This is a genomic window from Geodermatophilus sabuli, from assembly GCF_010686765.1.
GTDB classification, from domain to species: Bacteria; Actinomycetota; Actinomycetes; order Mycobacteriales; family Geodermatophilaceae; genus Geodermatophilus; species Geodermatophilus sabuli_A.
In genome coordinates this window covers 310,020-333,954 of the sequence record NZ_JAAGWF010000009.1, presented here as the reverse complement: position 1 = coordinate 333,954, position 23,935 = coordinate 310,020, and the positions used below count along the sequence as shown (strand labels likewise).

The 23,935-nt window shown below is 75.2% G+C and carries 25 protein-coding genes and 1 pseudogene; 20 read left to right on the top strand and 6 right to left on the bottom strand.

Features of this window, described 5'->3' with window-relative positions; translation table 11 throughout:
* Positions 1–176 precede the first annotated feature (176 nt).
* The 11 genes from murD (at position 177) to GCU56_RS10325 (ending at position 9,561) form a co-directional block, all read left to right on the top strand.
* The gene (murD, locus tag GCU56_RS10375) at positions 177–1,520 is read left to right on the top strand and encodes a UDP-N-acetylmuramoyl-L-alanine--D-glutamate ligase (RefSeq protein WP_163481630.1); all 1,344 of its coding nucleotides are present in this window, start codon (positions 177–179) and stop codon (positions 1,518–1,520) included.
* Positions 1,513–2,838 (top strand): hypothetical protein, encoded by a 1,326-nt coding sequence (locus tag GCU56_RS10370; protein ID WP_163481629.1) that lies wholly within the window; start codon positions 1,513–1,515, stop codon positions 2,836–2,838. The genes murD and GCU56_RS10370 overlap by 8 nt, the downstream gene beginning before the upstream one ends.
* Positions 2,835–3,722: a glutamate cyclase domain-containing protein gene (locus GCU56_RS10365; protein WP_163481628.1), complete on the top strand. Its 888-nt coding sequence runs from the start codon at positions 2,835–2,837 to the stop codon at positions 3,720–3,722. Before GCU56_RS10370 ends, GCU56_RS10365 begins: the two co-directional genes overlap by 4 nt.
* Positions 3,723–3,732: 10 nt before the next feature.
* Positions 3,733–4,200 (top strand): transcriptional repressor, encoded by a 468-nt coding sequence (locus GCU56_RS10360; RefSeq protein ID WP_163481627.1) that lies wholly within the window; start codon positions 3,733–3,735, stop codon positions 4,198–4,200.
* A complete protein-coding gene (gene ygfZ, locus GCU56_RS10355) occupies positions 4,197–5,312 on the top strand; it encodes a CAF17-like 4Fe-4S cluster assembly/insertion protein YgfZ (protein WP_163481626.1) in 1,116 nt (371 codons plus the stop codon). The genes GCU56_RS10360 and ygfZ overlap by 4 nt, the downstream gene beginning before the upstream one ends.
* Positions 5,309–6,163: a 3-keto-5-aminohexanoate cleavage protein gene (locus GCU56_RS10350; protein ID WP_163481625.1), complete on the top strand. Its 855-nt coding sequence runs from the start codon at positions 5,309–5,311 to the stop codon at positions 6,161–6,163. Before ygfZ ends, GCU56_RS10350 begins: the two co-directional genes overlap by 4 nt.
* Positions 6,160–6,717 (top strand): RsiG family protein, encoded by a 558-nt coding sequence (locus GCU56_RS10345; protein ID WP_163481624.1) that lies wholly within the window; start codon positions 6,160–6,162, stop codon positions 6,715–6,717. The genes GCU56_RS10350 and GCU56_RS10345 overlap by 4 nt, the downstream gene beginning before the upstream one ends.
* 71 nt (positions 6,718–6,788) lie before the next feature.
* Positions 6,789–7,733, top strand: coding sequence for an asparaginase (locus tag GCU56_RS10340; RefSeq protein WP_163481623.1), 945 nt, complete (start codon positions 6,789–6,791; stop codon positions 7,731–7,733).
* Between the two features lie 87 nt (positions 7,734–7,820).
* Complete coding sequence (locus GCU56_RS10335; RefSeq protein ID WP_163481622.1) at positions 7,821–8,336, top strand: helix-turn-helix domain-containing protein; 516 nt, start codon at positions 7,821–7,823, stop codon at positions 8,334–8,336.
* Entirely contained in the window at positions 8,333–9,106 is a 774-nt protein-coding gene (locus GCU56_RS10330; RefSeq protein ID WP_163481621.1) for a hypothetical protein, read from the top strand. The genes GCU56_RS10335 and GCU56_RS10330 overlap by 4 nt, the downstream gene beginning before the upstream one ends.
* A 167-nt stretch (positions 9,107–9,273) precedes the next feature.
* Complete coding sequence (locus GCU56_RS10325; RefSeq protein ID WP_163481620.1) at positions 9,274–9,561, top strand: DUF2516 family protein; 288 nt, start codon at positions 9,274–9,276, stop codon at positions 9,559–9,561.
* A 19-nt stretch (positions 9,562–9,580) separates the two neighbouring features.
* On the opposite strand, the gene GCU56_RS10320 is transcribed toward GCU56_RS10325, so the two are convergent.
* The 4 genes from GCU56_RS10320 to GCU56_RS10305 form a co-directional block, all read right to left on the bottom strand.
* Entirely contained in the window at positions 9,581–9,784 is a 204-nt protein-coding gene (locus GCU56_RS10320; protein ID WP_163481619.1) for a PspC domain-containing protein, read from the bottom strand.
* A 31-nt stretch (positions 9,785–9,815) separates the two neighbouring features.
* Entirely contained in the window at positions 9,816–10,628 is an 813-nt protein-coding gene (locus tag GCU56_RS10315) for a spermidine synthase (protein ID WP_345771759.1), read from the bottom strand.
* 44 nt (positions 10,629–10,672) lie between these two features.
* Positions 10,673–11,431, bottom strand: a complete 759-nt coding sequence (locus GCU56_RS10310) for a maleylpyruvate isomerase family mycothiol-dependent enzyme (protein ID WP_163481617.1) — start codon at positions 11,429–11,431, stop codon at positions 10,673–10,675.
* Between the two features lie 96 nt (positions 11,432–11,527).
* Entirely contained in the window at positions 11,528–12,433 is a 906-nt protein-coding gene (locus GCU56_RS10305) for a class I SAM-dependent methyltransferase (protein ID WP_345771758.1), read from the bottom strand.
* A 33-nt stretch (positions 12,434–12,466) separates the two neighbouring features.
* Between GCU56_RS10305 and GCU56_RS10300 the strand changes: the two genes are divergently transcribed.
* Entirely contained in the window at positions 12,467–13,474 is a 1,008-nt protein-coding gene (locus GCU56_RS10300; RefSeq protein WP_163481616.1) for a UDP-N-acetylmuramate dehydrogenase, read from the top strand.
* An 89-nt stretch (positions 13,475–13,563) separates the two neighbouring features.
* On the opposite strand, the pseudogene GCU56_RS25495 reads toward GCU56_RS10300, so the two are convergent.
* Both GCU56_RS25495 and GCU56_RS10290 read right to left on the bottom strand, forming a co-directional pair.
* Positions 13,564–13,740, bottom strand: a pseudogene (locus tag GCU56_RS25495) (VOC family protein); the annotation flags it as partial.
* A 179-nt stretch (positions 13,741–13,919) separates the two neighbouring features.
* Positions 13,920–14,702, bottom strand: coding sequence for an SDR family oxidoreductase (locus tag GCU56_RS10290; RefSeq protein WP_163481615.1), 783 nt, complete (start codon positions 14,700–14,702; stop codon positions 13,920–13,922).
* An 88-nt stretch (positions 14,703–14,790) separates the two neighbouring features.
* Here GCU56_RS10290 and mshA point away from each other — a divergent pair, with 88 nt between their 5' ends.
* The 8 genes from mshA to GCU56_RS10250 all read left to right on the top strand — a co-directional run bounded on the left by mshA (position 14,791) and on the right by GCU56_RS10250 (position 23,910).
* Positions 14,791–16,146: a D-inositol-3-phosphate glycosyltransferase gene (mshA, locus tag GCU56_RS10285; protein ID WP_163481614.1), complete on the top strand. Its 1,356-nt coding sequence runs from the start codon at positions 14,791–14,793 to the stop codon at positions 16,144–16,146.
* 16 nt (positions 16,147–16,162) lie between these two features.
* The gene (locus tag GCU56_RS10280) at positions 16,163–16,705 is read left to right on the top strand and encodes a YbjN domain-containing protein (protein WP_345771757.1); all 543 of its coding nucleotides are present in this window, start codon (positions 16,163–16,165) and stop codon (positions 16,703–16,705) included.
* Complete coding sequence (locus tag GCU56_RS10275) at positions 16,702–18,312, top strand: DHA2 family efflux MFS transporter permease subunit (RefSeq protein WP_345771756.1); 1,611 nt, start codon at positions 16,702–16,704, stop codon at positions 18,310–18,312. Before GCU56_RS10280 ends, GCU56_RS10275 begins: the two co-directional genes overlap by 4 nt.
* A 237-nt stretch (positions 18,313–18,549) precedes the next feature.
* Positions 18,550–19,614: an ABC transporter substrate-binding protein gene (locus tag GCU56_RS10270; protein ID WP_163481613.1), complete on the top strand. Its 1,065-nt coding sequence runs from the start codon at positions 18,550–18,552 to the stop codon at positions 19,612–19,614.
* An 11-nt stretch (positions 19,615–19,625) separates the two neighbouring features.
* Complete coding sequence (locus GCU56_RS10265) at positions 19,626–20,501, top strand: ABC transporter permease (protein WP_163481612.1); 876 nt, start codon at positions 19,626–19,628, stop codon at positions 20,499–20,501.
* Positions 20,502–20,523: 22 nt separating this feature from the next.
* The gene (locus GCU56_RS10260) at positions 20,524–21,276 is read left to right on the top strand and encodes an ABC transporter ATP-binding protein (protein ID WP_163481611.1); all 753 of its coding nucleotides are present in this window, start codon (positions 20,524–20,526) and stop codon (positions 21,274–21,276) included.
* A 169-nt stretch (positions 21,277–21,445) separates the two neighbouring features.
* On the top strand, positions 21,446–22,723 hold the full coding sequence (locus GCU56_RS10255; RefSeq protein ID WP_163481610.1) for an alpha/beta fold hydrolase: 1,278 nt from the start codon (positions 21,446–21,448) through the stop codon (positions 22,721–22,723).
* Complete coding sequence (locus tag GCU56_RS10250) at positions 22,720–23,910, top strand: M24 family metallopeptidase (protein WP_163481609.1); 1,191 nt, start codon at positions 22,720–22,722, stop codon at positions 23,908–23,910. Before GCU56_RS10255 ends, GCU56_RS10250 begins: the two co-directional genes overlap by 4 nt.
* The last annotated feature ends 25 nt before the right edge of the window (positions 23,911–23,935 follow it).

Sequence of the window (23,935 nt, the reverse complement as noted above, 5' to 3'; positions counted from 1 at the left end):
GCTCCAGGGGATGAGGGGTCGGCTCGGACGTTGCCGACCAGACTTCCCGGCGCACCTGGCGGTGACCCTACCGGCGACCGCCGGTGCCCGCCGTTCCCGGGGGCCGCCGTCCGTACAGTGGACGCCGTGGCACTGCGCTCGGCAACACCGCGCTCGGCGACGGCGAGGAGCGGCCGGTGAGGGTCGCCGACCTGGCCGGGCGCCGGGTCGGCGTCTGGGGCCACGGCCGCGAGGGGCGCGCCGCCGTCCGGGCCGCCGTCGCCGCCGGGGCGCAGGGCATCGTCGTCGTCGACACGGTCCCCCCGGGCGCCGACGACCTCCCGCCGGGCGCGCAGGCGGGCACCGACGTGACCGCACTGGCCGGCTGCGACGTCGTCGTCCGGTCCCCGGGGATCAGCCCGTACCGCGACGACGCGCGCGACCTCGCCGCCCGGACCTGCGTCACCTCCGGCACCGGACTCGCGCTCGCGGAGTTCGCCGCACGGTCGGTGCCGACCCTCTGCGTCACCGGGACCAAGGGCAAGAGCACGACCAGCGCGCTGGCCGCGGTGGTGCTGAGTGCCGCCGGGCGGCCGGCCGTGCACGCGGGGAACATCGGCACGCCACTGCTCGACGTCCTGCTCGACCGGTTCTCCGCCGCCTCCGACGTGCCCGACGGCACGACGCTGGTGGTGGAGGTGTCCAGCTACCAGGCGGCCGGGGTGGAGGGCTGGGCCGGACACGGCGCGGTCACCACGCTGGCACCGGAGCACCTGGACTGGCACGGCAGCGAGGCGGCGTACTACCGCGACAAGCTGCACGTCTTCGCCGGTTGCGGGCCGGCCTCGGTGGTCGTCGGCGCGCAGGCCCGCGCCGTCGCCGAGCGGTACCTCGACCCGGCTGTGCTCGTCGACCCGGCCGACGTCGTCCCCGAGGTGGTGCTCCCGCGGTTCCGGCCCGCCCACCTCCCGGGGGTGCACAACGTGGCCAACGTGCACGTCGCCCTCGCCGCCGCCGTCTCGATGGGGGTGGACCTCGCCGCGGAGGAGGACGCCGTGGCAGCCGCCGTCGCCGGGTTCCGCGCCCTGCCGCACCGGCTGTCGCCGGTCGCCACCCGGGCGGGGGTGACCTTCGTCGACGACACCCTGAGCACCACGCCGGTCTCCGTGCTGGCCGCCCTGGACGCCTTCGCCGCCCAGCCGGTGACGCTGATCGCCGGCGGGCAGGACCGCGGCCTGGACTACGCCGACCTGGCCCGCGCCGTCGTGGCCCGCGGCGGCGCGGTGCGGGTGGTGACCGTGCCCGACACCGGTGTCCGCCTGGCCGCCGACATCCGCGCGGCGGCCGGCGACGGACCGGCGCCGGTCACCGAGGCCGGGTCCCTGGCCGACGCGGTGGCCGAGGCGCTGGCCACGACGCCGGCCGGTGGCGTGGTGCTCCTGTCCCCCGGCGCCCCCAGCTACAACCGCTACCGGAACTACGAGGAGTTGGCACGGACCTATGAGCAGATCCTCGCGGACGCCGGAGCGCAGCGTGTCTGAGGCGGAGTTCGTCGTCGCCGACCGCTCGCTGGACCCTGCCACCGGGGAGGCCGCCTTCGGCTACCGGCTGGGCGACGACGAGTTCACCGAGCGGCTGACCCTGGACCCGGCACTGCTCGGCGGGGACGTCGACTCCGAGCGGCTGGACGCGGCGCTGGACCTCGTGCACCTGGTCATGGGCACCAGCTACTACAAGCTGCGCGCGCCGGGCCGGGTGACCGTGCGGCGCCCGATCACGAAGGCGCAGCACGCGGTGGCCGAAGCCGCGTACACGCACGGGCTGGGGGAGTTCGCCGCGGTCAACCGGCTGCCGGTGCCGCACGCGGTGGAGTGGGACGTCGAGCTGCGCGACGCCGCGTCCGGGACCGCCGTCCCCGGCGGCTCCGGTGCCCTGCTGCCGGTGGGCGGCGGCAAGGACTCCGCGCTGGCCCTGGTCGTCGTCACGCCCGCCACCGCGCTGGCGATCAACCCCACCGGCGCCCAGCGGGACGTCACGTCGGCGGCCGGGGTGCCGCTGGTCGGCGTCCGCCGGCGGCTGGACCCGCTGCTGGCCGAGCGGACGGCGGCCGGCGGGCGCAACGGGCACGTGCCGGTGACCGCGATCAACTCGGCGATCGCCACGCTGGTCGCCGTCCTCGGCGGGTTCGACCCCGTGGTCTTCGCCAACGAGCGGTCGGCCGACGAGGAGACGCTGACCGTGGGCGGCGCCTCGGTGAACCACCAGTACTCGAAGTCCTACGAGTTCGAACAGCTGTTCGCGACCGCCGCCGGGGAGCTGGGCGTGGGCTACTTCAGCCTGACCCGGCAGCTGTCCGAGCTGGCGACCGTGTCCGCCGTCGCGGAGCTGCCCGACCTGCGCGGGCAGATCCTCAGCTGCAACCGCTCCTACACCCAGCGGCACCTGGGCGGTGAGGCGACGCAGCGCTGGTGCCTGCACTGCGACAAGTGCCTGTTCACGTTCCTGTGCTTCGCGGTCTTCCTGCAGCCGGCCGAGGCGGTCGCCATGTTCGGCGGCAACCCGCTGGAGGACCTGTCCCTCGTCGACGGGTTCCGCGTCCTCTGGGCCACCGAGAAGCCCTTCGACTGCGTCGGCGAGCGGGCCGAGAGCGCCGCCGCCATGGCGCACCTGGCGCACAGCGCGGCCTGGGGCGCGTTCCCGGTCGTCCGGGCGCTGGGCGAGGAGGCGGCCTCCTATGCCGCGGTCACCGGCGAGACCGTGGCCGGCTTCCTCGAGCCGCGCGGCGCGCACGCGGTGCCGGAGCAGTACCTGGCGTCCCTGCGGCGGACGCTGGCCGGCGCGCGCCGCCCCGTCGGGTGAGCTCCCGGCTCACCGCGATCGAACGGGCCGTGCTGCGCCCCGGCGCCCGGGACGTCGCCGGCCTGGGTGCCGCGGTGGCGGGACAGCTGGCCGAGCTGGCCGGTGGGCTGGCCGCGGCCGGGTCCGCCGGCAGCCGCGTCGGCCTGGTCACCGGCGTGCACATCGCCTGGGCGCCGGCACCGGCGGCGGAGACCGACGGCCCGGTCGGCGTCGCCGTCCTCGCCGCGGCACTGGCGGTGCTCGGAGCCGAGCCGGTCGTCGTCACCGACGACCCGTGCGCCGACGTCACGGCGGCGTGCCTCGGCGTGCTGGGCGCCGGCCGGCTGACCGTCGTCCCGGTCGGGGCCGACGACGCGGCGGTGGCCGGCCGGGTGGCGGACCTGGGGCTGTCGCACCTGGTCGCCGTGGAGCGGCTCGGCCCCAACGCCGAGGGGCGGGTGATGACGATGCGGGCGGTGGACGTCACCCGCACCACGGCTCCGCTGCACGCGGCGTTCACCCTCCCCGGACTGGTCACCGGCGCGGTCGGCGACGGCGGCAACGAGATCGGCATGGGCAACGTGCCGGCCGCGGTGGTCGCCGCGGCCGTGCAGCACGGTGAGCGGATCGCCTGCCGGGTGCCCGTGGGGGCGCTGGTGGCGGCCGGCACGTCCAACTGGGGTTGCTACGCGCTCGTCGCCGCGCTGGCCGTTCTCGTGCCCGACCGCGGGGCGGCGCTGCGCGCGCTGCTGGACCCCGCCGTCGACGCCGCGGTGCTGGCGGCCGCCACCGGCGCCGGGGGCATCGACGGGGTCACCGGGCTCCCGGGGGACTCGGTCGACGGCGTGCCGGTGAACGCCTACGCCGACCTGCTCGCCGACCTGCGGGCACGTGCCCGGGCATAGGCTCGACCGCGTGGCCGACTCGCACCAGACCGGGTCCGCGGCGCCGCTGGCCGAGCGCCTGCGCGCCCGCGGCCTGCGGCTGACCACCCAGCGCCAGCGGGTGCTGGCCGCCGTGGCCGCCCTCGACCACGCCACCCCGGAGGCGATCGGGGCGCGGCTGCGCGAGGAGGCCGGCCCGGGTGGCGCGGCGCCCGACGCCTCGACCGTCTACCGCAACCTCGAGCTGCTCGAACGGCTCGGCCTCGTGTGGCACACCCACCTCGGCAAGGGCGCGCCGGTCTACCACGCCGCCGAGCACCCGCACCTGCACGTCGTCTGCCAGGGCTGCGGCGAGATCGCCTCGGCCGACCCGGCGCTGCTCGACACCGCCGCGGAACGTCTGGCCACCGATCTGGGTTTCCAGCTGGACGTGGGCCACGTCGCGCTGTCCGGGACGTGCCGGACCTGCCGCGACCGCGCCGGAGATGAGAAGCCATGACCACCGCACGCCCCGTATCACCCCTGCTCGCCCTGCCCGGGGCCGTCGCCGGGCCGGACGGCGCCGTCCCCGCGCACCACGGCGACCCCCTGCGGGAGCAGCGTGCCCTCGCCGAGGGCGCCGGGCTGGTCGACCGCAGCGGCCGCGACGTCCTGGTGGTGTCCGGCGCCGACCGCCTGTCGTGGCTGCACAGCCTCACCAGCCAGCACCTCGACCGGCTGACCGAGGGCACCGGCGCCGAGGCGCTGGTCCTCTCCCCCCAGGGGCACGTCGAGCACCACCTCGTGCTGGCCGACCTCGCCGGCAGCACCTGGATCGACGTCGAGCCGGGAACCGGCGCGGCGCTGCACACCTTCCTCGACCGCATGCGGTTCCTGCTCCGGGTCGAGCCCGAGCTGGTCACGGCCGACTGGGCGGTGCTCTCCCTCGTCGGGCCGCGCTCGGACGACGTCCTGGCCGCCGCCGGGCTGCCGGTCCCCCCGGCGCCGTCCGCGGTGCTGCCGCTCGACGGCGGCGGCTTCGTCCGCCGCATGCCGCCGATCGGGGACGGCGCGGCCGTCGTCGACCTCCTCGTGCCCCGGGCCGAGCTGGCCGACCGGGCGGCGGCGCTGCTCGCCGCCGGTGCGCGGGCGGCCGGGCTGGACGCGTTCGAGGCGCTGCGGGTGGAGGCCCGCCGGCCGCGGTTGGGCGTCGACACCGACCACCGCACCATCCCCAACGAGACCGGCTGGCTGACCAGCGCCGTCCACCTGGACAAGGGCTGCTACCGCGGCCAGGAGACGGTCGCCCGGGTGCACAACCTCGGCCGCCCGCCGCGCCGGCTGGTGCTGCTGCACCTGGACGGCGTCAGCGAGGAACTGCCCGAGCCGGGGACGCCCGTGCTCGCCGGCGCCCGCGAGGTCGGCCGGGTCGGCACGGTCGTGCGGCACCACGACCTCGGGGTCGTCGCCCTCGCGCTGGTCAAGCAGTCCGTGGCGACCGACGCAGAGCTGTCCGTGGGCGGTGCCCGTGCCGCCATCGACCCCGACGACGCGCCCGCGCAGGTCGACGACACGAGGGCTGCGGCGCGGGAGCGGGTGCGCGCCGTCCGGTCTGCGACCATCCAACGGTGACGTCCGGGACCCTCATCACGGTCGCGCCCACGGGCGCCGAGTCGGCGAAGGCCGACGTGCCGGCCCTGCCGGTGACCGTGGCGGAGGTCGTCGCCACCGCCCGCGACTGCCAGGCGGTGGGTGCGGCCGTCGTCCACCTGCACGTGCGGGACGCCGACACCCGGCCCACCCTCGACCTCGGCCACGTGCGGGAGGTGGTCGCCGCCGTCCGCGAGACCACCGACCTGGTCGTCCAGCTCTCCACCGGCGGGGCGGTGACCGACCCGTTCGACGCGCGGCTGGCCGTGCTGGACGCCGCACCCGACGCCGCCTCGCTGACGCTGGGCACGGTGAACTTCGGCCGCGACGTCTTCGCCAACCCGTGGGACCTGATCGTCGAGCTGCACACCCAGATGCAGCAGCGCGGGATCGTCCCCGAGTACGAGGTGTTCGACCTCGGGCACCTCGCCACCCTGTCCCGGCTGCTCGACCGGCACGGTCCCCCGCACGGCGGGCACGTGCACGTCGACCTGGTCATGGGCGTCCCCGGCGGGATGCCCGGGACGACTCAGGCGCTCGCCGCCTGCCTGCCGCACCTGCCGCCGGGCGCGACGTTCGCCGCGACCGGCGTCGGCCGGACGTCGCTGCCGGTGATGCTGGCGGCTCTCTCGGCCGGCGGTCACCTCCGCGTCGGCATGGAGGACACCCTGACCTACGCCCCCGGCGAGCCGGTCCGCGACAACGCCCAGCTGGTGGCCCGGGCCGCCGGACTGGCCCGGATCGCCCAACGCCCGCCGATGAGTACCGACGACGCCCGAGCGCTCCTCGGCATCCCCCGTCCCACCCGCTCGACCGTGGAGGCCCTCCCGTGACCCGCGAACCGACCCCCGCCGGCGGTGCCGCCGTCGACACGCTGCTCGACCCCGGCTTCCTCGACGCCGCCGTGCAGCGGCCGATGGCCGACGTCCGTCTGCTGCGCCGCCAGGCCGAGCAGGAGGAGGTCAACCTGTCCTACACCCGCCGGCTGCTCCAGGGCCGGCTGGACATCGTCCGCCGGGAGCTGCAGCGGCGGGCCGAGGACGACGGCCGGTCCCTGGTCGACCTGCTCCCGGAGATCCTCGCGGAGAAGGGCCGCGGTCCCGCCCACGGCCTCGGCCGGCACCAGACGGTGCAGCCGGCCGCGCCGGAGGAGTACGAGTCCTGGGTGAACGCGCTGACCCGCGGTGTCGACCTCTCCGCGCTCGCCGAGCTGGCCGACGCCGACCTGGAGCGGGCCGCGCGCGCCCTGGCCGCCGCCGAGAGCTCGCTGTCCGAGCGCCGGCGGGGGGTGCAGCAGGTGATGGACGGCCTGGCCTCGGAGCTGGGCCGGCGGTACCAGCACGGGGAGGCCGACGTCGCCGCGCTGCTGGCCGACGAGGGCCGGTGACGGACCACTCTTCCCCCCACGCCTCGCCAGCTCGGCGCGGGTCCAGTTCGTCACCGTGGCCGGAGAACCCGGTGCTGGTGGAGGTGGAGCGCTCCGGGTTCCTCGAGTCGGTGCACCGCGGAGCGCTCGTCGTCGTCGGGCCCGACGGCAGCGTCGTCTCCGCGGCGGGGGACGTCGACCGGCCGGTGCTGCCCCGCTCGTCGAACAAGCCGGTGCAGGCCACCGCACTGCTGGCCGCCGGCTGGGTGCCCGGCTCGGCCGAGCAGCTGGCGATCGGCGCCGGATCGCACTCGGGGGAGGACGCCCACCGGGAGCTCGCCGCCGCGATCCTGACCGGAGCCGGGCTCGGCCCCGACGACCTCGGGTGCCCCCCGGCCCTGCCCTCGGACGAGCGGACCCGCGCGCAGTGGCTGGCGACCGGCCGGGCGCCGGAGCGGCTGGCCATGAACTGCTCGGGCAAGCACGCGGCGATGCTGGCCGCCTGCGTGGCGGCCGGCTGGCCGACGGAGGGCTACCTGGCGCCCGACCACGCGCTGCAGCAGGCGATCGAGGCGCGGCTGGGCGAGGCCGCCGGCACGCCGGTGACCGCGGTGGTGGTCGACGGCTGCGGTGCGCCGCAGCACGCGCTGCCGCTGACCGGGCTGGCCCGCGGGGTGTCGTCGCTGGTCGAGGCGGCGGCGGGGACGGCCGGGCGGGCCGTCGCCGACGCCATGCGGGCGCACCCGTGGTTCGTCGCCGGCACCGGCCGCGAGGACACCGACCTCATGGGGGCCGTCGACGGGTTGCTGGTCAAGGGCGGCGCCGACGGCGTGCACGTGGCCGCGCTGCCCGGTCGGGGGGCGGTGGCCCTGAAGCTCGACGACGGCGGCGACCGCGGCCGGACGCCGGCGCTGTGTGCCGGGCTGGTCCGGCTCGGCGTCCCCGAGGAGCAGCTGCGGGCCTGGTCGGTCCTGCCGGTCTCCGGCGGGGACGGCGTGGTGGGTGAGGTCCGCTCGGCCGCCGGCCTGCGGGGTTGAGCCGACCGGACCGGTGTGAGGAGGTTCACCGCCGAGTGCTAGCTTCAACGCTTGCAGCAGCTAGCACTCGCGGATAGCGTCGTCGACGTGCAGAAACCAGGCGAGTTCGTCCGTGAGCAGGTGACCACCGTCCGCGAGAAGGTGGACCAGCTCGCGGGCAGCGTTGCGGAGACGGTCGCCGGTGAGCGGTCGAACGTCTCGGCGGTGAGCTCGCAGGTCGGTGACTTCATCCGGGAGCAGCGCAGTGCCGCGCGGGTGTCCCTGCGGGAGCTCGCCCGCAGCGCCGGGGTCAGCAACCCCTACCTCTCCCAGGTGGAGCGCGGGCTGCGCAAGCCCTCGGCGGAGATCCTGGCCGCCATCGCCCGCGGCCTGAAGATCTCGGCCGAGACGCTCTACGAGCAGGCCGGCATCCTCGACCGCCGGGCCGGCAACCCCGACACGGTGGCGGCCATCCGCGGCGACGACTCGCTGTCGGAGCGGCACAAGGCCGTCCTGATCGAGCTCTACGAGACCTACGTCCGTGAGCACGCCGCGAGCCGGCCACCTGCACCGACCGCACCCGAGACCCCCACCCCCAGCACCTCGACGAAGGAGTCGGCATGACCGCCACCGAGACCCTCAAGAAGTACGGCGAGACCGTCGCCGTCCAGAACAAGACCGTCCTGCTGGCCGCCGTCGGCGCCGGTGACCTGGCTGTCGAGCGCGCCCGCGCCGTCGTCGGCACCCTGCGCTCGCGCGCCGAGGCCCTCCCCGGCGAGGCGCAGGTCCAGATCGACCTGGCCACCAAGGAGGCCCGCACCCGCGCCGAGGAGGCCGCCGGCCGCGCCCGCGGTGCCGTGCAGACCGCTCGCACCTCGGCCGAGCAGCTCGCCTCCGCCGTCCGCCCCGAGGCGGTCAAGGACGCCGTCACCGGGCTGGTCAGCACCGCGCGCACCCAGGCCGTGGCCACCATCGAGACCCTCGCCGTCCGCGGCGGTCAGGTCGTCGAGGAGCTGCGTCGCCAGCCGGGCTTCCGCAAGGTCGTCAGCCGCGCGGAGCGCGCCGTGGACGCCGTCGAGGACCGTCTCGAGGACGTCCTCGAGGAGACCGCCGAGACCGTCGCGGAGGCCTCGAACGAGGTGACCTCCATCGCGCAGAAGACCGCGGCGAAGGCCGAGAAGGTCATCGAGTCCGCCGAGGAGGCCACGCACGAGGCTGCCGACTCGGCCAAGGCCACCATCGCCGAGGCCGACGCCGCGGCGCCGGCCAAGCCCGCCAAGAAGAGCTCGGCCGCCCGCACCGGCGCTCCCGCCAAGGCCTCGGCCCGCGTGACCCGCGCCAAGACGGCCAAGCGCACCGACCCGACGGTCGTGCCCGCCAAGAGCACCGACTGACGAAGGACCCCCTCCTCCCGGAGGGGGCCACCCTCCTCTCTGGAGGGGCCGCCCGGGAACGGGCCACGATCTCAGGGCCCCGGAGCTGCACCTGCGCTCCGGGGCCCTGTGCTGTCCGCGCTTGCGCGTCACCCGTCCGTGTGCTCGCCGGCGGGTACCCTGCGGACATGCTGTCCTTCGACGGGGTCGTCTACGTGGGGCTCTACTACGGCGCCCTGGCGCTGACCGCCTACGCCCTCGTGGACGCCCTCATCCGGCCGGCGAGCGGCTACGTCGCGGCGGGGAAGCTCACCAAGCCGGCCTGGGCCGCCATCACCGGACTCGCCGTGGTGGTCGTCTTCCTGCAGGGCCCGATGAGCTTCCTCGGGCTGCCGGCGATCATCGCGGCCGTCGTCTACCTGGTCGACGTCCGGCCCGCGGTGCGCGGGCTGCGCCGGGGCGGCACCGGCTGGTGACCCGTCCCGGGCGGACCGCTCACCGGCGGTCGTCGGCCGGGACGAGCACCCACAGCAGCAGGTAGGCGATGAACTGCGGCCCGGGCAGGATGCAGGAGAGCACGAAGGCCAGGCGCAGGCCGCCGGTGGACAGCCCGTAGCGCCGGGCGATGCCCGAGCAGACGCCGGCGATCATCTTGTGCTGGGTGTCGCGGCGCAACGGCATGCGCGCAGGTGTGGTCATGGCCTCGACCCTACGGGCGGCCGGACGCCCGTCACCGGCTGAAGACGCCGTCCGGGGGCTCCGGTGAGGCCACCGCCTCGACGTCGTGCACCGGCTGGGCGGTCCCGGCGAAACGCTCCAGGTCGGCGCCGGCCACCACCCGGCTGGGCATCGGGTCCCCGGCGCAGCGGCGCACCAGGCCGGGGAGCGGCAGCTCGGCGTCCGAGGCCACCGCGACCAGGTTGCCGAACCGGCGGCCGCGCAGGGTCCCGGGCTCGGCGAGCAGGCACACGTGCGCGAACACCGCCCGCAGCGTGGCGACCTGGGCGCGGGCGAAGCGCAGCGGCGGGCCGTCGGCGACGTTGGCCGCGTAGGTCCCGCCGGGGCGCAGCACCCGCCGTGCCTGCTGGGCGTACTCCACGCTGGTCAGGTGCGCCGGGGTGCGTGCCCCGGCGAAGACGTCGCTCACCACCACGTCGGCGCTCCCCGCCGCCAGCGCCTCCAGGCCGGCGCGGGCGTCGGCGGCCCGGACCCGCACCCGGGCGCCGCGGGGGAGCGGCAGGTGCGCGCGCACCAGGTCGGTCAGCGGCTCGTCGATCTCCACCACCCGTTGCCGCGATCCCGGCCGGGTGACCGCGACGTAGCGGGGGAGGGTGAGCGCCCCGCCGCCCAGGTGGACGACGTCGAGCGGCGCGCCCTCCCCGGCGGCCAGGTCGAGGACGTGCCCGATCCGGCGCACGTACTCGAACTCCAGGTGCGCCGGGTCGTCGAGGTCGACGTGCGACTGCGGCGTCCCGTCCACCAGCAGCACCCACGAGCCGTCCCGGTCGGCGTCCCCGAGCAGCTCGGCGGTACCGCCGGCCACGGGCGTGGGGCCCGGAGGGACCACGCCGGGGGCAGCGCGCCGGTTCACCGGCCGCGCAGGAGGGACTCGGCGGCCGGGTCGCCGGTGAGGACGACCTCCGCCGGGCGGCCCCAGAGCCGGCGGAGGAGGGCGTCGGCCGGCCCCTCGAGCCGGGCATCGGCGGGTGCGTCGGCGTTCCGGACCTCGACCCCACCGTCGGTCACGCGGACCAGCCACGCGCGGCCGCTGTCCACGCTGCGCACGGCGACGGTCGCGGTGGCGGTCCGCAGCGGCTCGGTGTGCGCCCAGCGGGGGACGACGACCCGGAGCACCTCGTCGACGCCGTCCTCGGCCAGGGCGGGGTCGACGCCGGAGACGGGGACGCCGGCAGCGACCTCGAGGTCCATCCGGTGCACGGTCAGTTCGTGCGCCTGGCGCCGGACCCAGGATGCGGCCGTCTTCTCCGCGGTCGGGCTCATGTGCCAGGCCGCGGCATCGGCGGGGGTGTCGCGCAGGGCGGTCACCAGGTCGGCGAGACCGGCGGCGTACCAGTCGGCCAGCCCGTCCTCCGGAGGGCGGGGGGGTGCCGCGGGCTGTCGGGTGGACCCGGCCCGCACGATGGCGGTGGCCCACCGGTGCACGGCGCCCAGGTGGCCGACGAGGTCGCGGACGGTCCAGGCGGGCACCCACGGCACCGGCGTGCCCCAGTGCGCGTCCGTCCGCCCGGCCTCGACGTCCTCGACCAGCACCCGGACCCGCCGGCCCTCCTCGGCGACGGCCTCGAGGCACCGCTGCCGCAGAGCGTTCCCGGCCGGCGGTGTCATGCCGCCCATCGTGCCCGACGGCGTGGTCAGGCCGGCCGCCCCTCCGCCAGGGCGGGCGGCCACCGGGGGAGACGGGCGCGTGGCGGCCGCCCGAGCTCAGTCCGGCGCGACCGCCGACCAGCGGACGGTGAGCTCGCCCTGCCGCCAGCGCCGGGTGGACCCGACCAGCGGCCAGCCCGCGTCGGCCAGGGCCTGCACGGCGGCGGTCCACCGTTGCCGCGGGCCGAAGGTGGACAGCCCGGCCGCGGTCGCCCAGGCCGCGTCGAGGGCCCGCAGGAACTCGTGCACCGGCCGGCCGGGCAGGTTGTGGTGGATGAGGGCCTTGGGCAGCCGCTCGGCCAGGTCGGAGGGCTTGTCGAGGTCGGCCACCCGCGCCGACAGCGTCAGGGTCAGCGGACCGTCGGCGTCCAGGGCCACCCAGGTCGCCCGCCGTCCCCACTCGTCACAGGTGCCCTCGACCAGCAGCCCGCCCGGGCCCAGCCCGGCGCACATGGTCTCCCAGGCCCGGGTCGCGGACTGCTCGTCGTACTGGCGCAGCACGTTGAACGCCCGCACCAGGACGGGGCGCAGCCCGGCCAGCTCGAAGCCGCCGAGCCGGAAGTCCACCCGAGGCGGGTCCCGGTCGGCGGCGACGGCGGCCACCCGCTCGGGGTCGATCTCCAGGCCGACGACCTCCAGCCCGTGCACCTCCGGTCCCAGGCGGTCGGCGAGCTCCAGCGTGGTCACCGCGGAGGAGCCGTACCCCAGGTCCACGACGAGCGGCCGGACGGCGTCGCGCAGCCGGGGGACCTGGGTGGCCAGCAGCCAGCGGTCGATCCGGCGCAGCCGGTTGGCGTTCGTCGTGCCGCGGGTGGGCAGGCCCAGCGCCCGCGCCCGCCCGGCGGCCAGTCGGGGCGGCTTCCTGGGGGCGAAGGTGGCCCGGCGCTTGTGGTCACCTGCCGCGGCCCCGTCCAGGGCACCACCCTGAGCCGGCGACGGGCGGGCAGGACGGGGTCCTTCCACGGCCGGGAGCCTAGCCGCGGTTAGCGTGGAGGGGTGCAGGTCCGACGGAACGCCCGCCTCGCGGAGCTGACGACGCTGGCGGTGGGTGGTCCCGTCGATCGGCTGGTCGAGGTCACCGACGCCCGGGAACTGGTTGACGCCGTCCGGGAGGCCGACGAGGCCGGCCGGCCGCTGCTGGTCCTCGGCGGGGGGTCGAACCTGATCGCACCGGACGACGGCTGGCCCGGGGACGTCGTCGCCGTCCGGTCCCGGGGGATCGAGCGCGACGGCGGGCAGCTGCGGGTGCAGGCGGGCGAGTCCTGGGACGACCTGGTGGCGGTCACCGTCGAGCAGCGGTTGGCCGGCATGGAGGCGATGTCGGGCATCCCCGGCTCGACGGGCGCGACACCGGTGCAGAACGTCGGGGCCTACGGCCAGGAGGTCGCGCAGGTCATCACCGCGGTCTCGGTGTACGACCGCGCGGAGAAGTCCGAGCGGACGCTCACCCCGGCCGAGTGCGGCTTCGCCTACCGGGACAGCCGGCTCAAGCGCGAACCCGGCCGGTTCGTCGTCCTGGACGTCACGTTCGAGCTGACGCCCGGGGACCGCTCCCGGCCGGTCCGGTACGCGGAGCTGGCCCGCACCCTGGGCGTGGAGCTCGGCGCGACGGTGCCACTGGCCGACGTCCGCGCCGCGGTGCTGCAGCTGCGGCGGGGCAAGGGCATGGTCTGGGACCCGGCCGATCCCGACAGCCGCAGCGCCGGGTCCTTCTTCACCAACCCCGTCGTGCCGGCGGAGCAGACCGTCGAGGGCTGCCCCAGCTGGCCGGCCGGCGAGGGGCGGGTCAAGCTCAGCGCCGCCTGGCTGGTCCAGTCGGCCGGGTTCGGCCGGGGCACCCGGCGGGGCCGGGTCGGCACCTCCTCCCGGCACAGCCTCGCGCTGACCACCGAGGACGGCGCCACCGCCGCCGAGCTGCTCGCCTTCGCCGACGCGGTCGTGGCCACCGTGCGGGATCGCTTCGGCGTCACCCTCGACCGCGAACCGACCGCCGTCCGTCCCTGATCACGGCACCTCCTCGCGCCGGGGAGGTTCTGCCAGGAGACGCCGAAGCGGTCGTCCACCCAGCCGAAGCGGCGGCTGAAGCCGTGGTCGCCCAGCGGCATCAGGACACCACCGTCGGAGAGGCCCGCGAAACAGCCGGTCGAGCTCCTCGGCCGATGCGACGTCGACGAAGATCGAGAACGACGGCGTGACGGTGACGGCATGAACTGGGGGCTGTCGGAGCAGCGGAAGACCTGACCGGCGATCGAGGAGGTGGCCTGCTCCACCGTCCCCTCCGCGCCCTGCCCCCGGCTCCCCAGCGGGTGAGGGCGATGATGCGCGCGTCGTCGAACAGCGACGTGCAGAGCTCCATCGCCCGCTCGGCGTCGCCCGTGGACATCAGGAAGGGGGCACCTGCTCCGGCACGGCGGCAGGCTGGCCGCCCGTCCGGACACCCCCGGGCGGCCTACTCGCGGTGCACCTTGTGCTGGGCGGCCTGCGCGCGCGGGCGGACGACGAGCAGGTCGACGTTGACGTGGTGCGGGCGGGTGAGCGCCCAGGCGATGCAGTCCGCGACGTCCTCGGCCACCAGCGGCTCGCGCACCCCCCGGTAGACGGCGTCCGCGGCCTCGGCCGAGCCCAGCCGGTTGAGCGAGAACTCGTCGGTGCGCACCATCCCCGGTGCGATCTCGATCACCCGCACCGGCTCACCCACCAGCTCCAGCCGCAGGGTCTCGGCGAGCGTGTGGACCCCGTGCTTGGCCGCCGTGTACGAGGCGCCGCCCTCGTAGCTGACCAGCCCCGCGGTCGACCCGACGAACAGCACGTCGCCGGCGCCGGATGCGCGCAGGGCCGGCAGCAGCGCCGCCGTCAGCCGGACGGTGCCGAGCACGTTCACCTCGTAGGTCCGTGCCCACGAGTCCAGGTCGGCCTCGGCCACCGGGCGGGCGTCGAAGGCGCCGCCGGCGTTGTTGACCAGCACGTCCACCCGGTCCAGGGCGCCGGTGAAGGCGGCCACGGAGGCCTCGTCCGTGACGTCCAGTGGCAGGGCCCGCGCGCCGATCGAGTCGGCGAGGGTCGTCAGGCGGTCCAGGCGGCGGGCACCGAGGACGACGTCGAAGCCCTCGGCGGCCAGCCGGGTGGCGGTGGCCGCGCCGATGCCGCTCGAGGCGCCGGTGACCACGGCGGTGCGGCCCTCGCCGGGCAGGGTGCGGGGACCGGACGGAAGATGGGGGCTGGGGCCGGGCATGAGAACGATCCTGGCCCTGTTGCAGGATGCGGAGTCGAGCGGGTGCCCCTCCGGTGCCGGCGCAGGATGTCAGGGCGGGAGGACGCACGTGGCTGCTCGCCGCCGTCCCCGGTCGGCCGCACCCCGCCGGGTGGCCACGCTGTCGGTGCACACCAGCCCGCTGGACCAGCCCGGCGCGGGCGACGCCGGTGGCATGAACGTCTACGTCGTCGAGACCTCCCGCCGGCTGGCCGCCCGCGGCATCGAGGTCGACGTCTTCACCCGGGCCACCTCCAGCGACCTGCCCCCGGTGGTGGAGATGAGCCCCGGCGTGACGGTGCGGCACGTCAGCGCGGGGCCGTTCGAGGGCCTGGGCAAGGAGGAGCTGCCCGCGCAGCTGTGCGCCTTCACCGCCGCCGTGCTGCGCGAGGAGGCCCAGCACGAGCCCGGCCACTTCGACGTCGTGCACTCCCACTACTGGCTGTCGGGCCAGGTCGGCTGGCTGGCCCGGGACCGGTGGAGCGTGCCGCTCATCCACACCGCGCACACGCTGGCGAAGGTGAAGAACGCCGCGCTCGCCGCCGGTGACCGGCCCGAGCCGCGGGCCCGGGTGATCGGCGAGGAGCAGGTGGTGACCGAGGCCGACCGGCTGATCGCCAACACCGCCGACGAGGCCCGCGAGCTGGTCGACCACTACGCCGCCGACCCCCGCCGCATCCTCGTCGTCCCGCCCGGGGTCGACCTCGACCGGTTCACTCCCGGCGACCGGCGGGCCGCCCGGCGTGCGCTGGGCGTCGACGAGGACGCCGTCGTCCTGCTCTTCGTCGGCCGCATCCAGCCGCTGAAGGCGCCCGACCTGCTGCTCGAGGCCGCCGCGCGGATGCTCGCCGACGACCCGGGCCTGCGCGACCGGCTGCAGGTGCACGTCATCGGCGCCCCCAGCGGATCGGGGCTGGAGGCGCCGCGGCAGCTCGAGCAGCTCGCCGCGACCCTGGGCATCGCCGACCTCGTCCGCTTCCTGCCGCCCCAGCACGCCGAGCGGCTGGCCGAGCACTACCGGGCCGCGGACGTCGCCGTCGTCCCCAGCCACAACGAGTCCTTCGGCCTCGTGGCCCTGGAGGCGCAGGCGTGCGGGACGCCGGTCGTCGCGGCGTCGGTGGGCGGGCTGCGCACCGCCGTGCGGGACGGCGTCTCGGGCGTGCTCGTCGAGGGCCGCGACCCGGCCGACTACGCCACCGCCATCCGCGCCGTCCTGGCCCGGCGCGAGCTGCTCTCGGCCGGCGCGCGCCGGCACGCCGGCGGGTTCTCCTGGGAACGCACGGTCGACTCCCTGGTGGCCGCCTACACCGCGGCCGCGGCGGACATGGCCACCGCGCACCGCCGGGAGGTCGCCGGTGCGCTGCTGCGGCCGGCCCGGTCGCTCGCGGCGCTGCGTCCGCTGCCCGGCGCGCAGGTGGCCCGGTGACCTCCCGGGCGGTCCGGTGAGCGGACGGCGGACCATCGCCGAGCTCGACGCGGTGATCGAGCAGACCCTCCGCGACAGCGACCTCGCGCACGAGCACCTCGGCCCCGGCCGCTGGCTGGTCGACCTCCCCGGCACGCACAAGCTCAAGACCGTCTGCGGGCTGATCGTCGGCGAGCACGCGCTGCGCGTCGAGGCCTTCGTCTGCCGCCAGCCCGACGAGAACCGCGAGCAGCTGTGGACGTTCCTGCTGCAGCACAACGCCCGGATGTACGGCGTCGCCTACTCGATCGACACCGTCGGCGACGTCTACCTCACCGGGCGGCTGCCGCACGCCGCGGTCAGCCCCGAGGAGCTCGACCGCCTCCTCGGCTCGGTGCTCAGCTACGCCGACGACCCCTTCAACACGATGCTGGAGATCGGCTTCGGCACCTCGATCCGCCGCGAGTGGGACTGGCGGGTCAAGCGCGGTGAGTCGCTGCGCAACCTCGAGGCGTTCGCCGCCTTCGCCGATCCGTCCCGGAGGCCGCCACCCGCGAGCCGCCCGGACGGCGGGGCGTGACCGGCACCGACCACCCGCGGGCCGCCGCCCCGGAGCAGGCCGCTGCCCCGGAGCAGGCCGCTGCCCCCGAGCCGGACCAGCCCGCCTCCGCCCGCCGCTGGTGGGTGCTGGCCACCATGGTGGTCTGCATCCTCGTGGTGATCATGGGGAACACCACGCTCAACGTCGCCATCCCGACCCTGCAGCGCGACCTGGGCGCCAGCCAGGGCGAGCTGCAGTGGGCGATCGACGCCTACATCCTGGTCTTCGCCGGCCTGCTCTTCTCCTGGGGTGTGGTGGGCGACCGGATCGGCCGCCGCAGGGTCCTGCTGATCGGTCTGTCGATCGTCACCGTCGCCTCGCTCCTCGGCGCCTTCAGCAGCAGCCCCGGAGAGCTGATCCTCTGGCGGGCGGTGACGGGGATCGGGGGCGCGGCGGTGCAGCCGGCCACCCTGGCGGTGATCACCAACGTCTTCCCGGCCCGTGAGCGCGGCCGCGCCATCGGCGTCTGGGCCGGCGCCGGCGGACTGGCCGTCGCCGCCGGTCCGCTGGCCAGCGGCGCCGTCCTCGAGCACTTCTGGTGGGGGTCGATCCTGCTGCTCGCCGTGCCGGTCGCGCTGGTCGGCATCGTCGCCACGCTGGTCGTCGTCCCGGAGTCCCGCGACCCGGCTCCCGGGCGGCTCGACGTCCCCGGTGTGCTGCTGTCCATCCTGGCCCTGACCGCGCTGGTCTACGGGATCATCCACGGCGGCTCCGGCGCCGGCTGGAGCTCGGCGGGCGTCCTGGTGCCCATCGTCGGCGGGCTGGCGCTCCTCACCCTGTTCGTCTGGCTCCAGGCCCGCTCCAACCACCCCGCACTCGACGTCTCGCTCTTCCGCACGCCGGCGTTCTCCGCCGCCGCGGCCGCTCTCGCGCTGAACTTCTTCGCCCTCATGGGCGCGACGTTCTACCTCGTCTACTACCTGCAGGGCGTCCGCGGCTACGGGCCGCTGGCCAGCGGGGCGGCGCTCATCCCGATGGCCGTGGGCCTGGCGTTCATGGCCCAGGTCAGCGCCCGGCTGGCCGAGCGGTACGGCGCCAAGGCCGTCGTCGGCTCGGGGTTCCTGCTCATCACCGGTGCGGTCTGCGCCGTCCAGCTGCTCGACCGCACCTCGTCGCTGGGGCTGCTGCTGGTCGTGCTGGCCGTCCAGGGCCTGGGCATGGGGGCGGTGATGGCCCCGACGACCGAGTCGATCATGTCCGTCGTGCCACGGCACAAGGCCGGCGCGGGCGCGGCGGTGAACAACTCCGTCCGGCAGGTCGGCGGCGCCCTCGGGGTCGCCATCCTCGGCTCGCTGCTCGCCGCCTCCTACTCCGCGCAGCTGGGGGACGCCGTCGACGCGTTGCCCGCCCCGGCGCGGGCGGAGGCCAGCACGTCCATCGTCGCCACCCTCGAGGCGACCCAGGCGGTCCAGGGGGACGCCGAGGCCGCGGCCGCCGTCTCCGGGCTGGCCGACGCCGCCGAGGACGCGTTCGTCGCGGCCATGCACGTCACCGCGCTGGGCACGGCCGCCGCCACGCTCCTGGCCACCGTCGTGGTCTTCACCTGGCTGCCCGGCCGCCGGGCGAGGGCCACGGCCGCGAGCTAGCCGACGCCGTCCGCAGGCATCTCGGATTGTGAGACGTCGCAGTCGTGGGTCCGGCCCCCTGTGATCAACACTGCGGGCGACATGAACACCGCTCGGTACGTGGCCGCCATCTCCGGACGAGGGACACGTCCCGGGTCCCCGGTGCGGCCGGCCGGCAGCGGTGTCCGGTCGAGGCGCGCGACACCCACCGTCAGAGGAGACCAGATGTCGGATCACGGTTCCGGAGCAGGCGGCCGCATGGGTCGAGGGGTGTCGACGCGCCGCCGATCGCGCCGGTCCACGGTGGCGCTGGCCCTCGCCGCGGCCACCGCGCTCACCGGCTGTGGCGGCGAAGCGGCCGACAGCGGTGGTTCCGGTGGCGGCGGAGGCGGAGGCGGAGGCGGAGGCGCGTCGGGCGCCGCCGCCGACGTGGGTGAGGCGACCGTCGTCCTCGGTTTCACCGCCAGCCCCAACTTCGCGTCGATCTTCTCCGCGGTGGAGCAGGGGTACTGCGAGGAGGAGGGCGTCGAGGTCACCATCATGCCGGGCGGGCCCGGTGTCGAGGGCGAGCAGCTGGTCGCCAACGGGCAGGCGGACTTCGTCCTCGGCGGCCTGCCGGACACGGCGGTCGCCGTCCAGGAGGGCCTGCCGCTGGTCGCCGTCGCCGCCCGCGACACGCTCACCGAGTTCGGGTTGGTGACCTCGCCCGACAGCGGGATCGAGGAGCCGGCCGACCTCGAGGGCAAGAGCGTCGCGCTGTCCCAGTTCGCCACCCCGACCACCCTGTTCGGGCCGTTCCTGTCCGTGAACGACGTCCCTGCCGACTCGGTCCAGGTGCAGACGGTGGCCGGTCCCGCGGTGACCTCCGCCCTGCTGTCCGGGCAGGTCGACGCGGCCGGTGGTGGCGCCAGCACGCTGCTCGGCGTGCGTGACGAGATGCCCGACGCCGGGTTCCTCGCCTACTCCGACCTCGGGCTCGACGTGCTGGGCGCCGGTCTGGTCACCCGGCAGGACCTCGTGGAGGAGGACCCGGACCTGGTCGACGCGGTCGTGGACTGCTTCGTCCGGGGACTGGAGTTCACCGTGGAGAACCCGGAGGACGCGGTCGAGGACGTCCGCGCCAGCTACCCCGCCGAGATCGGGGCGTTCAGCGACCCCGTCGCGATCCTCGAGTTCGTCAACCAGAACGTCGAGGCGCCCTACGGGGTCATGCCGCCCGAGCTCTGGGAGAGCTCCGTCCAGGTGATGGCCGACGCGGGTGCCCTGGACGATCCCTCCGACCCCGAGCAGTACTACACCAACGAGTTCGTCGAGAACGAGTAGGAAGGCCGTGCATGACCGCCGTCCAGCAACCGACGCCGATGAGTGACGCGGCGCAGGAGTCGGTGGGGGTCCCGGCGCGGCCGACCTTCCGCGCCCGGGCCGGCCACGGCGCCTCCGCCTTCCTGCGGCGAGCAGCGAAGATCCTGGCGATCGTGGTGGTGCTGCTCCTGCTGTGGAAGCTCGTCACCGTCGTCTTCGGCATCCGGGACTTCCTCCTGCCCCCGCCGGAGCAGGTCCTCGAGGAGATGTGGGCCAACGCCGCGGTCCTCTGGGGTCACACCCTCGTGACGGCGCAGGAGGTCGTGGTCGGGTTCCTCATCGCTGCGGTGCTCGGCCTGGGCTGCGCCATCCTCATGACCGCGAGCCAGCTCGTCGCTCGGCTGTTCTACCCGGCCCTCGTCATCTCGCAGGCCATCCCCAAGGTCGCCATCGCTCCGTTGCTCGTCGTCTGGCTGGGCTTCGGGCAGCCGACGATCATCACCATCGTCGTGATCATCGCGTTCTTCCCCGTCGCCGTCTCCGGCGCCGGTGGACTGCGCGAGGTGCCCCGGGACCTGGTCATGCTGGGGAACTCCATGGGCCTGCGTGGCGCCCGGCTCTTCCGCAAGATCATGATCCCGTACGCGCTGGGAGCCATCTTCTCCGGGCTCAAGGTGGGGATGACGCTCGCGCTCATCGGCGCGGTGGTCGGCGAGTTCGTCACCGGCCAGTCCGGGCTCGGCTACTACATCCAGTCCTCGAGCAGTGCCTTCAACGTGGCGCAGAGCTTCGGGGGGATCATCGCGATCGTCGTGCTCGGGCTGGTCGCCTTCAAGCTCGTGGAGCTCGCCGAGAGCCTGGCCATGCCGTGGCGCAGGGAACACTCCGCCTTCACGGCGTCCGCGTAGAGCTCGACTGGGAGGCTTGGAGATGGCGAGTCTGGCGTTCCGATCGGTCGGCAAGACCTATCGCATCCAGTCCGGGCCGGTGCAGGCGCTGCAGGACGTGTCCTTCGACATCGCCGACGGGGAGTTCGTGTCCATCGTCGGCCCCTCGGGCTGCGGCAAGTCCACGCTGCTCAAGATGTGCGCGGGGCTGGTGCCCCGCAGCGACGGCGACATCCTCGTCGACGACCGGTCGGTGACCGGCGTGCAGACCCAGATGGGGGTGGCCTTCCAGGACTCGCTGCTGCTCGAGTGGCGGTCGGTGCTCCGGAACGTGCTCCTGCAGATCGAGTCCCGCAAGCTGCGCATCGAGGACTACGAGCAGCGGGCGCGCGACCTCCTGGAGACGGTCGGCATGGAGTCCTTCGCCGACGCCTACCCGGGTCAGCTCAGCGGCGGCATGAAGCAGCGCGTGGCCCTGTGCCGGACGCTGGTCCACGACCCGAGCGTGCTCCTGCTGGACGAGCCGTTCGGCGCCCTGGACGCCATGACGCGGGACCAGCTGGTCCTCGACCTCGGGAAGATGTGGCTGGAGACCCGCAAGACGGCCGTCCTCGTCACCCACTCGATCAGCGAGGCGGTCTTCCTGAGCGACCGGGTCGTGGTGATGAGCGGGCGTCCGGGCACGATCCTGGACATCGTCTCGATCGACATCCCGCACCCTCGCGGGATCGCCGTCCGGGAGTCCCCGCAGTTCGTCGAGTACGTGACGTCCATCGGGCGGTACTTCCAGTCCTGAACCGGCGGCAGGGGAGCGCCGCCCGCTCGGGTGGGCGGCCACCTCGACCGCGGTGACGCAGCAGGAGTGCCGTGCAGCGGGAGTGCGGCGCTCCCTCGTGGGCGGAGCGCCGGCCTGCCCGTCGGGTGCGCGGCACGCCGTCCAGAGGTTCCGACAGGAGGAGACAGCGGTGAGTGAGTCAGTCGCGAGCGGGGTCCCCCGCGCCAGGCGGTGGGACGAGCAGAGATGGGTCGTCGACAACGTCATCAAGGCCGTGGGGATCGAGTGGGACCAGGCCCGGATCTCCTACACCCTGGGGCCGTGCGGCACGGAGGCGGCGGGGGACTTCGCCGGTGTCCGGGCCCGGGCGCGACGGTTCAGTGACATCTCACGGGCGTTCGAGAAGGCCGCCGCCCGTCGGGAGCGCATGGCGCGCGCGTTCGAGGCCGGCCGCGCGTTCGTCTCCGCGCGGGACAGCTGGTTCATCGCCGCGTTGCTCTACGGCGGTGCGCAGTGGCCGATCTTCGAGAACAACGCTCGCAACGTGCGCCTCGACGACGCCAAGACCGCCTGCTACCAGGCCTACGTCCGGCACGCCGACCGCGTGATCCACGAGGTGTCCATCCCCTTCCGGGACACGACCCTGCCCGCGTACCTGCACATGCCGCCGGGGGTGCCGGCCGGGACACCCGTGCCCGCCGTCCTGGGCATCAGCGGGATGGACTCCTTCAAGGAGATGCGCTGCGCCCTCTACGGCGACAAGCTCCTCCAGCGCGGGTTCGCGGTGCTGGCCATCGACGGGCCGGGGCAGGGCACCGCGCTGGTCCGCCGCGGCATCCGCGTCACGGAGGACGCCTTCGCCGACGTCGGCCGGGCGGCGGTCGCCTGGCTGCGGGGACACCCGGACGTCGACGGCGACCGCATCGCCGTCTTCGGGGCCAGCTTCGGCTCCTTCTGGGCCACCCAGGTGGCCGCGGCCGTCCCCGACCTGGCGGCGTGTGCCGTCGCGTTCGTCTGCCACGAACCCGGGTTGCGGACGCTGTTCGAGACCGCGTCCCCCACGTTCAAGGTGCGCTTCATGTACATGGCGGGGTTCTCCGACGAGGAGGAGTTCGACCGGTGGGCGGCGAAGCTCGACGTGCTGCCCCTGGCGGAGCGCGTCACCGCGCCCTACCTGGCCATCGCGGGGGAGGACGACGAGCTGAGCCCGGTGGAGCACACCTACCGGCTGCTGGACGCGATGCAGACGCCCAAGCAGATGCTGGTCTACGAGGGGGAGTCGCACGGGCTGCACACCGGCACCTCGAGCAGCCTCGGACCGCACGCCGGCACCTACGTCGCGGACTGGCTGCGGGCGCGCGTGGACGGTGTGCCCATGGACTCCGAGCACTCCTTCGTCGATCTCGCCGGCACGGTGCAGACCCGGCCCTGGAGCGCCGAGCTCGTCGACGAGGCGTCCGAGCGGTGAGCCGGCCCGCGGCCGTGGCGTCCGGACCCGGTGGGGGCGTCGGCCGGGAGTTCCCCCGGTTCAGCGAAGGCGAGTACGCGCGGCGGTGGACCGCCGTCCGGGGGTTGATGGAGCGCGCCGGGGTCGACGCCCTGCTCGTGCACTCCGGGGCTCCGGGCCCGGTCCACTGGCTGAGCGGGTACCTGCCGCGGCAGCCCACCTGGCTGCTCGTGCTGCCCGGCGAGCCGGTGCTGCTCCTGCACTTCCTCAACCACGTGCCGACGGCACAGCGGCTGTCCGTCGTCCCCGACGTGCGCTGCTACTGGCCGTCGGCGTCCCGGGCCGTCACCGAGCTGCTCGGCGAGCGGGGGTGCGCCGGAGGACGGATCGGCGTCGTGGGCCTGTCGACGTCCATCCCGGCGGCCCAGTTCGACCAGCTGCGGTCGGCGCTGCCGGACGCGGAGTTCACCGACCTGGCCGGTCCGTACGACCAGCTGCGCTGGATCCGGAGCGAGGAGGAGCTGGACTGGTTCCGCGCCAGCGGTCGCCTGCTCGACGAGGCGTGTGACGTCCTGGTCGCGGAGCTCCGCCCCGGCCTGACCGAGCACGACGTCGAGGCCCTGCTCCACGCGTCGTTCCTGCCGCGGGGCGGTCACCTCGGGATCGCCTTCATCGCCAGCACCGCCATGGCCGACCCGGATCGGATCTCGCCCTGGCAGTTCGCGACCGGCCGCCGGCTCGAACGCGGGGACGTCGTCATCACCGAGATCACCATCAGCTGGTGGGGCTACGGCGCCCAGATCCACCGCCCCTTCGCCATCGGCAGCGATCCGACCCCGCTGTACCGGGACCTGTTCGCGGCCGCGTCCGCGGGGTTCGGCTCGGTGTGCGCGGCGTTGCGGGACGGGGCGACCAGCGAGGACGTCCTCGACGCGGCGGCGGTCATCGAGGAGGCCGGCTTCGACGTGTTCGACAGCGTCGTGCACGGCGAGGGCGGCAAGAACCCCGAGCTCGGGACGCGGCGGACACCGCACCACCCCGAGCCGTGGACCTTCGCGGAGAACCAGGTGGTGATCGTGCAGCCGAACCCGGTCACCCGGGACCGGACCGCGGGGCTGCAGGCAGGGTGCGCCGTCCGGGTCGGTCGTGACCGGGCCGAACCGCTGCACGGCTGGCCGCTGGCCTTCCCCACCTGCGCCGCGGACTGACTGCACACCCGGTGGGAGCGGAGCC